This window comes from uncultured Brevundimonas sp. (genome assembly GCF_963974615.1).
Taxonomy (GTDB): Bacteria; Pseudomonadota; Alphaproteobacteria; order Caulobacterales; family Caulobacteraceae; genus Brevundimonas.
In genome coordinates this window covers 1-13197 of sequence record NZ_CAXBDH010000013.1, presented here as the reverse complement: position 1 = coordinate 13197, position 13197 = coordinate 1, and the positions used below count along the sequence as shown (strand labels likewise).

At 66.6% G+C, this 13197-nt stretch carries 11 protein-coding genes and 1 pseudogene; 7 read left to right on the top strand and 5 right to left on the bottom strand.

Annotation, left to right across the window (positions count from 1 at the left end):
- Nucleotides 1-74: 74 nt before the first annotated feature.
- Both recN and AAC050_RS10250 read right to left on the bottom strand, forming a co-directional pair.
- Nucleotides 75-1775 (bottom strand): DNA repair protein RecN, encoded by a 1701-nt coding sequence (recN, locus tag AAC050_RS10255; protein ID WP_339914986.1) that lies wholly within the window; start codon nucleotides 1773-1775, stop codon nucleotides 75-77.
- 99 nt (nucleotides 1776-1874) lie between these two features.
- A complete protein-coding gene (locus AAC050_RS10250) occupies nucleotides 1875-2690 on the bottom strand; it encodes an outer membrane protein assembly factor BamD (protein ID WP_339914985.1) in 816 nt (271 codons plus the stop codon).
- A 244-nt stretch (nucleotides 2691-2934) separates the two neighbouring features.
- On the opposite strand from AAC050_RS10250, the gene AAC050_RS10245 reads away from it, so the two are divergent.
- The 7 genes and pseudogenes from AAC050_RS10245 to AAC050_RS10215 all read left to right on the top strand — a co-directional run bounded on the left by AAC050_RS10245 (nucleotide 2935) and on the right by AAC050_RS10215 (nucleotide 9258).
- The gene (locus AAC050_RS10245; protein WP_339914984.1) at nucleotides 2935-3870 is read left to right on the top strand and encodes a ribose-phosphate pyrophosphokinase; all 936 of its coding nucleotides are present in this window, start codon (nucleotides 2935-2937) and stop codon (nucleotides 3868-3870) included.
- 88 nt (nucleotides 3871-3958) lie between these two features.
- Nucleotides 3959-5035 (top strand): hypothetical protein, encoded by a 1077-nt coding sequence (locus AAC050_RS10240; RefSeq protein ID WP_339914983.1) that lies wholly within the window; start codon nucleotides 3959-3961, stop codon nucleotides 5033-5035.
- A 157-nt stretch (nucleotides 5036-5192) separates the two neighbouring features.
- Nucleotides 5193-5804, top strand: a pseudogene (locus tag AAC050_RS10235) (50S ribosomal protein L25/general stress protein Ctc); the annotation flags it as partial.
- Nucleotides 5805-5958: 154 nt separating this feature from the next.
- A complete protein-coding gene (gene pth, locus AAC050_RS10230; protein WP_339914982.1) occupies nucleotides 5959-6576 on the top strand; it encodes an aminoacyl-tRNA hydrolase in 618 nt (205 codons plus the stop codon).
- Between the two features lie 175 nt (nucleotides 6577-6751).
- Complete coding sequence (locus AAC050_RS10225) at nucleotides 6752-7279, top strand: copper chaperone PCu(A)C (protein ID WP_339914981.1); 528 nt, start codon at nucleotides 6752-6754, stop codon at nucleotides 7277-7279.
- Between the two features lie 70 nt (nucleotides 7280-7349).
- Nucleotides 7350-8447: a redox-regulated ATPase YchF gene (gene ychF / locus AAC050_RS10220; RefSeq protein WP_339914980.1), complete on the top strand. Its 1098-nt coding sequence runs from the start codon at nucleotides 7350-7352 to the stop codon at nucleotides 8445-8447.
- Nucleotides 8448-8775: 328 nt separating this feature from the next.
- Nucleotides 8776-9258, top strand: a complete 483-nt coding sequence (locus AAC050_RS10215; RefSeq protein ID WP_339914979.1) for a hypothetical protein — start codon at nucleotides 8776-8778, stop codon at nucleotides 9256-9258.
- Nucleotides 9259-9282: 24 nt separating this feature from the next.
- Here the strand turns inward: AAC050_RS10215 and AAC050_RS10210 are convergent, their stop codons facing one another.
- The 3 genes from AAC050_RS10210 to AAC050_RS10200 form a co-directional block, all read right to left on the bottom strand.
- Nucleotides 9283-9672, bottom strand: a complete 390-nt coding sequence (locus AAC050_RS10210; protein ID WP_339914978.1) for a RidA family protein — start codon at nucleotides 9670-9672, stop codon at nucleotides 9283-9285.
- Nucleotides 9669-11294: a M28 family peptidase gene (locus AAC050_RS10205; protein WP_339914977.1), complete on the bottom strand. Its 1626-nt coding sequence runs from the start codon at nucleotides 11292-11294 to the stop codon at nucleotides 9669-9671. The genes AAC050_RS10210 and AAC050_RS10205 overlap by 4 nt, the downstream gene beginning before the upstream one ends.
- A gap of 144 nt (nucleotides 11295-11438) precedes the next feature.
- Complete coding sequence (locus AAC050_RS10200) at nucleotides 11439-13097, bottom strand: M28 family metallopeptidase (RefSeq protein WP_339914976.1); 1659 nt, start codon at nucleotides 13095-13097, stop codon at nucleotides 11439-11441.
- Nucleotides 13098-13197 lie beyond the last annotated feature (100 nt).

The window sequence follows — 13197 nt, the reverse complement described above, 5'->3', positions numbered from 1 at the left end:
CCCACATCAACAGTGAGTGACTGAACGTCCTCTCCGGGTCGAAAAGCGGTCATCTTGGTCCTCGCCCCGGCCCCCTACCCGATCAGCACCTTCGCCGCCGCCCGCGCCTCATCGGTGATCGTCGCGCCGGCCAGCATACGCGCGATCTCTTCCTGACGGTCAGCGGGATCGAGGGTGTCGACCGTGGCCGTCGTCACCCCGTCGGCATCGGCCTTGCGCACCTTCCAGTGGGCGTGGCCGCGTGCCGCCACCTGCGGACTGTGGGTGACCACCAGCACCTGGGCCCCGGTCGACAGCCGTTTCAGGCGCTGGCCCACGGCCTCGGCCACCGCCCCGCCGACGCCCTGATCGACCTCGTCGAAGATCATCACCGGCTGGCGCTGGTCGGCGCGGCTGGCCAGGGCCGCCTTCATGGCCAGGGCGAAACGCGCCAGCTCCCCCCCCGAGGCGATGGCGTCCAGCGGCCCGAACGGGGTCCCGGCATTGGTGGCGATCTGGAAGCGCACGGTCTCGAGGCCATGCGGCCCGCGCCGACCCTCGGCCACCGGCTCGAAATCGACGCGGAACCGGGCCCGGTCCAGCTTCAGCGGCCCCAGCTCGCCCATCACCGCCGCGGCCAGCCGCTCACCCGCCGCCTCACGCGCCGAGCTCAGAAAGGCAGCCGCCACGTCATAGGCCTCGCGCGCCACGCTGGTGGCCCGCTCCGCCTCGGTCAGCGCCTCGGCCCCGTCCTCGATCAGCCGTAGCTGGTCGCGGAACCGCTCGCGCAGCACCGGCAGCATCTCGACACTGGTGTTCAGCTTGCGGGCCGCGGCGCGCAGGGCGAACAGCCGCTCCTCGGCCTTGTCCAGACGGCCGGGTTCGAAATCGAAGGCGGCGGCGGCGGCATCGACCTCGGCGATCGCCTCGACCGCCTCGACCAGGGTGCGGTCGATGGCCTCGGCCGCAGCCAGCAGCCGGGCGATCACGGGGTGATCTTCCTCGGCCCCGGCCTGCAGGGCCCGCTGGCGCGCATGTTCGACCGCGCGCAGGGCCGACGACAGCTTCTGACTCAGCTTGTCCCCGCCCAGCGCCGTTCGCGCGTCCGACAGATCGGCTAGGGCTTTTTCGGCGGCCCCCAGAATGGCCCGCTCCCCGGCCAGTTCGGTCTCCTCCTCGGCGCGCGGGTCCAGCGCGTCGAGGTCGGCGAGGTTCAGCGCCAGATCCTCGGCATGGGCCGCGGCCTCGGCGGCGGCGGCGCGCAGCTCGGCCAGCCGGGTCGTCGCGGCCTTCAGCTGTTCGGCGGCGGCCGCGACATCGGCCAGCTGCGGGGCCAGACCGCCATAGGTGTCCAGCAGGGCGCGGTGGGTCTTCCAGTCCAGCAGGCCGACGGTTTCGTGCTGGCCATGCACCTCGACCAGCGCCTGACCGATCTCGCGCAGGGCCGTGACCCCGGCGGGCTGGTCATTGATGAAGGCCCGGCTGCGTCCGTCGGTCGACAGGATGCGGCGCAGGATCAGCTCTTCGCCCGCCGCGACGTCAAAGCCACGCTCGGCGATCAGGGCGATCAGTTCGGGATCGTCGGGGGCCGAGAACACCGCCGTGGCCACAGCCTGCCTGGCCCCCTCACGCACCAGACCGGCGTCGCCGCGCCCGCCCAGGGCCAGACCCAGGGCATCGAGGATGATCGACTTGCCGGCCCCGGTCTCGCCGGTCAGCACGGTCAGGCCCGCCTCCACCTCGAGGTGGAGCGCGTCGATCAGGACGATGTCGCGAATGGTCAGGGCGGTCAGCATGGCGGAATGATTCGTGGCTTTCCCTATACTAGCCACGAAAGCCGACGTTCGGGGCGCGTCAAGACGCGCCCCGAACTGCGGGACCATCGTTAGTCAGGCTCAGCCCGGAATGATCCGGCGCAGCCAGCTCTCGCGCTGCCCCTCGGGGGCGACCTCGGGGCGTTTGCCCTGTTCGGTCAGCAGCTTATAGGCCTGGGCGTACCAGGGGCTGCCCGGATAGTTGAAGCCCAGCACCGCGCCGTTACGCACGGCCTCGTCCTTCAGGCCGATGCTCAGATAGACCTCGACCAGTCGATAGAGCGCCTCGGGCGTGTGCGAGGTGCGCTGGAAGGCCGGATTATCGATGACGGTCTTGTAGCGGTTGATCGCCGCCAGCGGCTGGTCGGCACGCTGGTAGTAGCGACCGATGGTCATCTCCTTGCCGGCCAGCTGGTCGTTGACCATGTCGATCTTGACGGTGGCGTCGATCGCATAGGGGGTGCCGGGATAGCGGCGGGCCACCTCGCGCAGACCGACCAGGGCGTTCTCGGCATAGGCCTGGTCGCGACCGACGTCCGTGATCTGCTCAAAATAGCAGGTGGCCTTCATATAGTAGGCATAGGCGGCCGACGGATTGCCCGGGAACAGCTGGATGAAACGGTCCGACGCGGCGATGGCGTCCACATAATTATTGGCCTGATAGTAGGCGTAGATCTGCATCAGGATCGCGCGACGGGCCCATTCCGAATACGGGTGCTGGCGCTCGACTTCCTGAAAGTAATCAACGGCATCGCTCCAGCGCCCACGCTCGAGGCGCTGGTAGCCGGTGCTGTACAGCAGCTCGACCGGCCGCTCTTCATAGGCCAGCCTGGGGCGATCCCGGGTGCCGGAGCAGGCGGCGACGCCGAACACTGTCAGGGCGACGGTCGCAACCATCAGAACAGTACGAAACTTCGAAGCAGACAAAGGCGACCTCATGACATGCCGACGCGGGTTGGACCCGTACGGTGCCCCAAACGTAGCGCGACCTCTACACCAGCGACCCCAACTCGCCAATGCGCACGCAAACGGAAGAATTGCGTCACAGCGACTTGAAGCGAACCTGTCCGCTGTTATGAAGCGCGCCAGTAGAAGCGCCCTCCCCATTGGCGGTTCGATGACGGCGAAAGGATGACCGGCGATGAAGCTGCTTGCAGGCAACTCCAACCGGACCCTGTCCCAGGCGATAGCCGACCACCTCGACATGCCGCTGACCAAGGCCCAGGTGAAACGCTTCGCCGACAATGAGGTGTTCGCGGTCATCGAGGAAAACGTCCGCGGCGAGGACGTCTTCATCGTCCAGTCGACCAGCTATCCGGCCAATGACAACCTGATGGAACTGCTGATCATCACCGACGCCCTGGTGCGGGCCTCGGCCAGGCGGATCACGGCGGTCATGCCCTATTTCGGCTACGCCCGGCAGGACCGGAAGACCGGCGGTCGCACGCCGATCTCGGCCAAGCTGGTCGCCAATCTGATCACCCGCGCCGGTGCGGACCGCGTCTTGACCATGGATCTCCACGCCGGACAGATCCAGGGCTTCTTCGACATTCCCACCGACAACCTGCTGGCCACGCCGGTGCTCGCCCGCGACATCAAGGACCATTATCCGCGCAGCAGCGAACTGATGATCGTCTCGCCCGACGTCGGTGGTGTGGTGCGCGCCCGGGCCCTGGCCAAGCGGCTGGATGCCGATCTGGCCATTGTCGACAAGCGGCGGTCCAAGGCGGGCGAGAGCGAGGTCATGAACATCATCGGTGAGGTCGAGGGCCGCCGCTGCATCCTGTTCGACGACATCGTCGATTCCGGCGGCACCCTGGTCAACGCCGCCCAGGCCCTGATGGACCAGGGGGCCGAGTCGGTCTCGGCCTATATCAGCCACGGGGTCCTGTCGGGCCCGGCGGTCCAGCGGGTCAGCGACGGGCCGCTGAAGGAACTGGTCATCACCGACTCGATCGAAGTGCCCCACGAAGTTTTGAACTGCAAGAAAATCCGGCGCGTAACGGTGGCACCATTGATCGGTGAGGCAATTCGGCGAATCGCCAACGAGGAATCGGTCTCCAAGCTGTTCGATTAACGGTCGGAAAACCCCTTCGACCACGTTATACAGGTCAACAGGATGCCGGTCTCCACCGGCGTTGCGCTTTTACGTGGGGTTTATGCCTATGTTTCAGACCACTGTACGTTCCGGTCTGTCGATCGCGGCCGTCGCCGCAACCGTCCTCCTTGCAAGTTGCGCCACGCCCGAACCCGAACCTGTTGCCGCACCGCCACCGCCGCCACCTGCCCTTACCCTGAACGAGGGCGTGGCCGAGGCCGCCTCCATCTATGTCGCCTTCATCAAGGAGGTCGGATCAATCCAGGCCGGCTTCCCGGACGCGGAATCGATCCAGGCCGCCCTCCGCCGTGGTTCGTCCTATGAACCGGCCCAGCTTTCCCGCGGCATGATTGCCTATGGCTCGATCCTGGCCCTGCAGTCGCCGGAGTTCGTAGCCGGAGTCCGCACCTTCGCCGTCGACCCGGCCCAGCGTCAGCGGATGGTCGAACGGATCATCGCCAACCCCGCCTATGCTGCCACCCTGCCGGGGGCCGATGCGGCCGCCGGTTTGATCATCGAGGTGATCGGCAAGGATTCCACCGCCCTGATGACCATCGCCAACGCCGTCGAGGAAGACGCCTACACCATCCAGGGCCGCGGCGATCCCCGCCGGCGCTGGGCCGTAATCCACGTGCCGAACCGCGAAGATCGTCTGGAAGGGGCCAAGGCCCTGTCCGCCATCGAGATGTTGCCTTCGCCCGAGGAAGCCGCGCGCCTGTTCGCCGCCGCCAACACCGGTTCGGGCCTGTCCCTGACCGCCGCCCAGGCGGGACCTCCCTATACGCCGGCGGTGACCAACGCCCTGGCCATTGCCGCCCTGGCGGCCCTGGGGGCCGGGGGAGACGATGCCCGGGCCAATACCGAAGCCCTCGTCGTCGAATCGAACAGCGAATTCTGCCTGAACATGTCCAAGTTGATGCTGTTCCAGTGCCTGGCCGCCTCCCGTCCGCGCTATGAGGATATATTCTGCGTCGGTCGGCACGTGATGCGCGACCTGGCGACCTGCACCGCCGGCAACATTACCCCGGTCCCCACACTGACTCCGGTCCCGGAAACGGCTGTGGCCGGAAATACGCCGGTTCAGACCCCGGTCGCGGCCAGTGCGGCGGCGGCATCGTCCCAGGCGGTCACCGCAATGAAGTAATCGTCCCGGTTCGTACGGCGCGGAAATGTCCGTGTCGTGCGCGAGCGGTTGCGTCCCGGGTCATGACCGTGTAATGACCCGCGCTCTTGAATTCGAGGGTCCAAGACCCCGCCGCGCGGGCCTGCCCAGCGGCGTTTGTGTTATTGAGGCGAGCCAGATGGCCGAGATCATCCTGAACGTCGACGTCCGTGAAGGCGTAGGCACCGGCGGCGCACGCGCCGTACGTCGTACCGGCGGAGTACCGGGAATCCTGTACGGTGGCGACAAGGCCCCCGTGTCTATCTCGGTGAACGAGAAGGACTTCCGCAAGTCGCTCTACACCGGCAAGCTGCTGGGCCACCTCGTCACGCTGAAGTACGGCGACGAGAGCCAGTCGGTCATCGCCAAGGCGGTGCAGTTCGATCCGGTTTCGGATCGTCCCCTGCATTTCGACCTGATGCGCGTCGACATGAAGCAGATCATCAAGATCGAAGTGCCGGTCCACTTCATCAATCAGGACCTGTGCGAAGCCTTCCGTCAGGGCGGTTCGCTGGAAATCGTCCGTCACACGGTCGAGGTCTCGGTCCGCGCCGATCACATTCCGGAAGACCTGACGGTCGACCTGTCGAACCACAAGCTGGGCGACGCCATCCGTATCTCGGACATCAAACTGCCCAAGGGCGTTGAGCCCGCGATCTCCGACCGCGACTTCATGATCGCCGCGATCAAGGTCTCCTCGGCCGCCATGTCCGAAGCCGCCGATCAGGCCGCCGATGAAGCCGCCGAGGCCGAAGCCGAATCCGTCGAGGTTCCGGCCACCGCCCAGGGCGACGAAGTGGCTGCCGAAGGCGAAACGTCGGAAGACTGATCGCCTGCCGGTTGACTGTTCTGGAGCGGCCCATTCCTTTGCGGGGATGGGCCGTTTCCTTTTCCGGAGCTGAGCGATGATCATCCTGGCCGGGCTCGGCAATCCGGGCCCCAAATACCAGAACAACCGCCACAACATCGGCTTCATGGCCGTCGACGAGATCGCGCGCCACTGGCGGTTCGGAACCGCGCGGGCCAAATTCCAGTCGGTCGTGGCCGATGGCGAGGTCGACACCGCCGACGGACCCGTCAAGGTCCTGCTGATGAAGCCACAGACGTATATGAACGAGAGCGGGCGGGCCGTCAGCGAGGCCGCGCGCTTCTACAAAATTCCGCCGGAGGACATCATCGTCTTCCATGACGAGATCGACCTGGCCCCCGGCCGGTTCCGGATGAAGACCGGGGGCGGGGCCGCCGGCCAGAACGGGGTCCGCTCCCTGATCAGCCAGCTGGGCCCGGATTTCCGGCGCGCGCGCATGGGCATCGGTCACCCCGGCGAGGCCCGGCTGGTGCACGGCCACGTCCTCAGCGACTTCCACAAGGCCGACCAGCCCTGGCTGGAGGCCCTGCTGGACGCGGTCGCCACCGCCCTGCCCTTCGCCCTGGCCGGGGATGACGAACGCTACCAGGGCGAGGTCCTGCGACTGGCTCCGGCCCCGAAATTCAGCCCCCGTCAGGTGGCCCGGGACGATTAGGTGTGGAAAGCTTGGCTGAAACGGTCGAAACAGACGGCCCATACAGGGCATGGTCCTCGCGCCCACCTTCGTCTGACCACAAGCGGGAACTAGACTGAGACTCACCGCACGTCAGAGCGTGCTGTCCAGACCGAACGTCGGCGTCCTCACGGACTCCGGAAAGAGGAGATTGACCATGAAGCCCAGCCTTGTCCTTGCCACCGCCCTGTTGGGGCTGACTGCCTGTCAGCCTGGTGACCAGGGGTCGACCACGACCTCGGTCAATGCCGACGGCACACGCAGCGCGATCCGGACAGCCGGCGCCTGGTGCCGTCCCTCCCCGGCCGGAGCCCAGACCGGGGCCTGCTACCTGACGCTGGAATCCTCTGCCGGAGACCGTCTGACCGGGGTCGCTACGCCGGCGTCGACCGCGACCCAGATCCACAACATGACCACCGAAGACGGCATGATGCAGATGGGGGAAATGGCCGAAGGCCTGCCCCTGCCGGCCGGCGAGACCGTGCTGCTGGCCCCCGGCGGACGGCATCTGATGCTGGTCGGCCTGACTGCCCCCCTCGTCGTCGGCGACCAGGTGCCCCTGACGCTCGGCTTTGAAAAGTCGCCCGCGCTGACGGTGCAGGCCGAGGTGCGTCAACCGGAACCCGCCCCGACCGACACTCCGGCCGCCGCCGCGGCCGCGGTCGCCCCCGCCAAGAAACACTGACCCTCGCTGCAAGCGCGAACCTGACAAACGGACCGCGACCGGCTAAAGGCTCGCGCTCACGAGGAATACCATGGCTCTTAAAGTCGCGATCGTTGGACTGCCCAATGTCGGCAAGTCCACCCTGTTCAATGCCCTGACCAAGACGGCGGCGGCCCAGGCCGCCAACTATCCGTTCTGCACCATCGAGCCGAACACCGGCGACGTGGCGGTCCCGGAACCGCGCCTGCAGGCCCTGGCCGACATCGCGGGCTCGAAGGAGATCATCCCCTCGCGCATCACCTTCGTCGACATCGCCGGCCTGGTGCGCGGCGCGTCCAAGGGCGAGGGTCTGGGCAACCAGTTCCTGGCCAACATCCGCGACTGCGACGCCGTGGCCTTCGTCGCCCGCTGCTTCGTCGATGACGACGTCACCCACGTCGAGGACCGGATCGATCCGGTCAGCGACCTCGAGATCATCGAGACCGAGCTGATGCTGGCCGACCTCGAAAGCCTCGAGCGCCGCGTCACCGGCGTCGAGAAAAAGGCCAAGGGCGGCGACAAGGACGCCCAGCAGACCCTGCGCCTGATCAACCTCGCCCTCGTCCCCCTGCGCGCCGGCAAGCCCGCCCGGACGGCCACGATCGACAAGGAGGACGAGAAGGCCTGGCACATGCTGCAGCTGCTGACCTCCCTGCCCGCCCTCTACGTCTCCAACGTCGACGAGGCGTCGGCTGACAAGGGTAATGAGCTGTCGGATCTGGTCGCCAAACGCGCCGCCGAGGACAACGCCAATTCGGTCGTCATCTCGGCCAAGATCGATTCCGAACTGGCCGTGCTGGACGAGGACGAACAGAAGGAATTCCTCGAAGGCCTGGGTCTGGCCGAGCCGGGCCTGAACCGCCTGATCCGCGAGGCCTACAGCCTGCTGGGTCTGCAGTCCTATTTCACCGTCGGCCCCAAGGAAGCCCGCGCCTGGACCATCCCGGTCGGGGCCACCGCCCCCCAGGCCGCCGGCGTCATCCATACGGATTTCGAAAAGGGCTTCATCCGCGCCGAGACCATCGCCTACGACGACTTCGTCTCCCTGAAGGGCGAGGCGAAAGCCCGCGAGGCCGGCAAGCTGCGCGCCGAGGGCAAGACCTATGTGGTCAAGGACGGCGACGTCCTGAACTTCCTGTTCAGCGGCTGACGGCGGACGGACGGCGGGGCGTAGAGCGGTCGGTTTGATCAGTCGTTGGCACTTTAGTCCTACACGTTCCCACCACCCGTCATCCTCGGGCCTGTCCCGAGGACCCATTTCGCCGCCGCACCGACGATTGAAGCTTCGCGTCGTCATCAAGCGGGCACCCCTGATCAACAGGTCGTAGCCGTTCAACGATGGGTCCTCGGGACAAGCCCGAGGATGACGGGATATATAGTCATAAAAGACAGACACTTCGGTTTCGCTTGTGCTGACCGATAACGCAGTGCGGATCTCAAGGGTGGTGAACCGGCATTCCCCCACGTAGGCTGATCGCATGGATCACCCCCGTTTCCTGTGTGTTCTTGCGGCCACCGCTACGGTGACGTTGCTCGCAGGGGGCTCGGCCTTGGCATCACAGCCTGAATGCTTCGATGCCGAAGTGTCCGCCCGGATTGCCCGACAAACGCCGACCGTCATGAATGATTGTGGACCTGACTGCATCGTCATGGCGTGGCCGTGGATCGTGGAGTTGGACGTCAGGCGGGTCTATTCAGGCGACCTTGCGCGAGGACCGGTCACCGTTCTGACGGTGCAGCACACCTACTATAACCAAGTTCGGAACGGTCGGCACTGGTGGCTGAGACGAAATACGCTCGGCACCTACAACGTCTTGCAGCCTGCCCAGGGCGAAACGCTTCAGAAATGTGCTGCTGATAGCCCGGCCGCGAGCCCATTTATTCAACCGCCCGATGGCAAGACGCTGGATGACCTACGTCGTGAGGGCGAAGAGTATTACGGTCCCGCACCCTACACCTGAGGCCCGCAACGCCCCCCCCCAACCTCACCCCGCCGCCACCGCCTCGATCTCGACCATCCAGCCGGCCTCAAACAGGCCGGTGACGATCACCGTCAGGGCCGGCTGGCGGCCGGCCAGCCATTTCAGTCGCGCCTCGCGGTTCTCCAGCGCATGGCGGCGGTCGGCCAGGAAGGTGGTGACCTTGACCAGATTGTCCATCGTCATGCCCGCCGCGACCAGCTGGGTCTCGACATTGGCCCAGACCTGATCGCACTGGCCGCGGAAATCCGTCGCCAGCGACCCGTCGGGCGTGACCGGGATCTGGCCGGACAGGAACAGCCAGCGGGTCGCCCCGGTCACCTCGACGGCCTGCGGATAGCTGCCCTCGACCGGCGGCGAACCGTCTCCGGTCAGGGGCTTCAGGCTCAGCGTCATTGACGGGCGGCGGCGCTGCGGGCGCGCACGATGGCGAACTCCGACTCCGGCTTCCAGCCGGGCCAGTCGCGGCTGTTGGCGAGATCGAGACCCAGACGATACAGCAGGGTCAGGTTTTCGACCGCCGAGGTGAAGTCCATCTCCGCCGACCATTCATCGCTGGCCTTGTGATAGACGGCCCCGAATCTGGCGCGCCACGCGGCCTCACCGGCCTCCATCCCGCCGTCGACCCAGTCCCAGCCGTGCCAGGGCATGATCGCCGGCACACCCATGCGGGCGAACGGGAAGTGATCCGACCGGTAGTAGAAGCCCTGCTCCGGCATATGGTCGTCCGAGACATAGCGCCCCTCGGCCGCGGCCAGCACCTCCAGCCGGTCTTCCAGATCGTTCTGCCCCTTGCCGAAGATCGGCACGTCCCGGGTCGGACCCGACAACGGCAGCATGTCGATATTGATGTCGGCGACGGTGGTCTCCAACGGATAAACCGGGTGCGCCGTATAGCCGTACGACCCCATCAGCCCCATTTCCTCGGCCGCCATATGGGCGAAGACGATCGAGCGTTTCGGACGCGGCGCATGGCTCAGTTCACGGGCCATCTCCAGCACCCCGATGGTGCCCGAGGCATTGTCCCACGCCCCGTTGAAGATGGTGTCGCCATTGGCCCCGGGATGTTCGGTATTGACCCCGATATGATCCCAGTGCGCCGAATAGATGATGGTCTCGTCCGGCCGCTCGCTGCCCGGGATGCGGGCCAGCAGATTGTGGGTCACCAGGGTATCGCTGGTCTCGGTCGCCTTGACCGACAGGATCACGCCTTCCAGCGGGATCGCCCGGAACGATCCGTCATCGGCCGTCGCCAGACGGCCGGGGTCCAGTCCGGCGGCCATGGCCCATTGCGTCGCGACGTCCCGGTTGATCGAGCCCGAAAACTCCAGATCCGCCGCCCCGGGTGTCAGGGTCCGGGTGCGACCGTTGAACCGCGCGGCCCGCTGCCATGCCGGGCTGTCTGCCGGCTGGGCCACCAGGGTGATGACCCCGACCGCCCCGCGCCGGAACGCCTCGTCCGCCTTGTAGGCCCCGGACTGATAATTGGTGTCGTACGCGCCGTTGAAGCGCTCACCCTCGGGCTCTCCGGACATGACGACGACGACCTTTCCGGCCACATCGACGTCACCGTAGTCGTCCCACGACCGTTCGGGGGCGAAGATGCCGTATCCGGCGAAGACCAGCGACGCCCCGGTGATCGCGGCGACGCCGTCATTGGTCGCGGCCCGCAGCAGGATATCGGTGCCCACATCCAGGTCATGCGTCTGGCCGTCCGGTCCGGTCCAGCCGGCACTGGCCGCCCCTTCCACCGGGGTGAAGCGCTTCAGCGCGACCGGTTGCAGCCACTGGCCGTCGGGGCCACCGGGCTCCAGCCCCATGGCCTCATACTGGGCCTGCAGCCAGGCCAGGGTCATGCGCTCACCCTCGGTGCCGGGATAGCGGCCCTGATAGGCGTCGGCACTGATGGTGCGAATTTCATCGCTGATGCGCGTCGCCGAAAAATCCTGCGCCGCGGCACTTCCGGCGACGAACAGCAAGGCAGCGGCAGCGACGCCACTCATCATGCGACCAAACATGCAGTACCCATCCACAAATGCCCCGCGGGCGTTGACGCGGCACAGTAGGGCGGCCCCGCGGAGCCGCCCGTTAAGTTTTGGTCATGTTCCTCGCCAGCCGCCCCGGACCGGAGTCGGGGACGGCCTCGACGGGATTGGCTGCCCCTAGCGGCGCGCCGCCGCGCTTACGGCACGGGCCGGACCGAACTCGGACCCCGGCATCCACGCCGGCCAGTCGCGGCTGTTGGCCAGGTCCCGACCGATCCCGTAGATCAGCTCGAGATCCTCGATCTGGCCGCGCAGATCCCAGTCGGGCGACCATTCGTCATCGGCCTGATGGTAGCGGCGCGTGACATAGGCGTCGCGTTCGGCATTCCGTTCGGCGATCGGTTCATCGCGGAACTCACCCCCGCCGTCGACATAGGCCATCGGCACACCGCGCTTGGCCAGGGGGAAATGGTCCGACCGGAAATAGCTGCCGGCGGCGGGATTGCCCTCGGGCCGGGCGGTACGCCCCTGCGCCGCCGCGGCCGCCGTGACCCGCGCATCAAGGTTCGACTGGCCCGAACCGACGATGTCGACATCCGACACCCGGCCGTAGACGTTCATCGAATCGATGTTGAAGCCCCCGACCGTCGTGGCCAGCGGATAGACCGGATTGGCGGCATAGAATTCCGAGCCCAGCAGACCGCTTTCCTCGGCGGTGAAGCTGATCATCACGATCGACCGCTCCGGTCGCGGCTCCGCCCCGAAACGACGGGCCAGCTCCAGCAGGCCGGCGGTGCCGGTGGCGTTGTCGACGGCCCCGTTGAAGATGGCGTCGCCGTTCGCATCGGGTGTGCCGACACCGATATGGTCCCAGTGCGCCGTATACAGGACGGTCTCGTCCGGATGGGTCGCCCCGGGCAGCCGGGCGATGACATTGTGGGTGGTGATCTGGCTGGTCGCCACGTCGAAATCACCGGTGAAGCTCGCCCCGGTCAGGGTGACCGGCTGGAAGTCACGACGGCGCGCGGCCAGCTTCAGGGCGTCGAAATCCTGACCCGCACGACGGAACAGATCGACGGCCACGTCCCGCTGGATCCAGCTCTCCATCGCCACACGCTCGGCGGCGGCGTTGGCGCGCACGATATCGAACTGCGGTCCCGACCAGCTGTTGGCCACGGTGGTCCAGCCGTAGGAGGCCGGGGCCGTCTCGTGGACGATGATGACGCCGGCGGCCCCCTGACGGGCCGCCTCCTCGTATTTGTAGGTCCAGCGCCCGTAATAGGTCATGGCCCGGCCGTTGAAGGTATCCAGCGCCGGCTCCTCGAAGTCGGCGTCATTGACCAGCACGACGATGACCTTGCCGCGTACATCGACGCCCTTGAAATCATCCCAGTTCCGCTCCGGGGCCTTGATGCCGTAGCCGACGAACACCAGCGGCGCATCCGTCAGGGCCACATGATCGCCGGGCAGCCGGGTCGAGATGACGATCTGCTGGCCCGGCGTCAGCGGGAGGGTCGCATCACCAACGTGGAAATGGGCATTGGCGTTGGAGACCGTGAACCGGTTCAGGGTCACGTCCTGGGTCCAGCCTCCGCCCGGTCCGCCGGGCTGGAAGCCCGCGGCGGCATATTGTTCGCTGAGGTAGCGAATGGTCATGGCCTCGGCCGGGGTGGCGATGCCGCGCCCCATGAAGCTGTCGTCGGACAGCACGCGCACATGTTCCGACAGGCGGGCAGCATCGAAGCCGGCGGGTGCGGACGCGCCCCCGTCAACAGTGGCGCAGGCGGCGAGCAGCGCCCCCGCAGCAAGAACGGCGACAGACGAAACAAGGCGCATGGACAGGAATCCTCAGGCGAATGAACGATCTCGGCTCACCCTAGGCCATTTTTGTTTCAGGTCGACTCGACCTGAATCCAAAAAATGGTCCAGATTCAAA

What these genes read in the sequence shown, in the direction of transcription:
- recN (WP_339914986.1), bottom strand. Translation starts at nt 1,775, where the DNA reads ATGCTGACCGCCCTGACCATTCGCGACATCGTCCTGATCGACGCGCTC.
- AAC050_RS10250 (WP_339914985.1), bottom strand. Translation starts at nt 2,690, where the DNA reads ATGGTTGCGACCGTCGCCCTGACAGTGTTCGGCGTCGCCGCCTGCTCC.
- AAC050_RS10245 (WP_339914984.1), top strand. Translation starts at nt 2,935, where the DNA reads ATGAAGCTGCTTGCAGGCAACTCCAACCGGACCCTGTCCCAGGCGATA.
- AAC050_RS10240 (WP_339914983.1), top strand. Translation starts at nt 3,959, where the DNA reads ATGTTTCAGACCACTGTACGTTCCGGTCTGTCGATCGCGGCCGTCGCC.
- pth (WP_339914982.1), top strand. Translation starts at nt 5,959, where the DNA reads ATGATCATCCTGGCCGGGCTCGGCAATCCGGGCCCCAAATACCAGAAC.
- AAC050_RS10225 (WP_339914981.1), top strand. Translation starts at nt 6,752, where the DNA reads ATGAAGCCCAGCCTTGTCCTTGCCACCGCCCTGTTGGGGCTGACTGCC.
- ychF (WP_339914980.1), top strand. Translation starts at nt 7,350, where the DNA reads ATGGCTCTTAAAGTCGCGATCGTTGGACTGCCCAATGTCGGCAAGTCC.
- AAC050_RS10215 (WP_339914979.1), top strand. Translation starts at nt 8,776, where the DNA reads ATGGATCACCCCCGTTTCCTGTGTGTTCTTGCGGCCACCGCTACGGTG.
- AAC050_RS10210 (WP_339914978.1), bottom strand. Translation starts at nt 9,672, where the DNA reads ATGACGCTGAGCCTGAAGCCCCTGACCGGAGACGGTTCGCCGCCGGTC.
- AAC050_RS10205 (WP_339914977.1), bottom strand. Translation starts at nt 11,294, where the DNA reads ATGTTTGGTCGCATGATGAGTGGCGTCGCTGCCGCTGCCTTGCTGTTC.
- AAC050_RS10200 (WP_339914976.1), bottom strand. Translation starts at nt 13,097, where the DNA reads ATGCGCCTTGTTTCGTCTGTCGCCGTTCTTGCTGCGGGGGCGCTGCTC.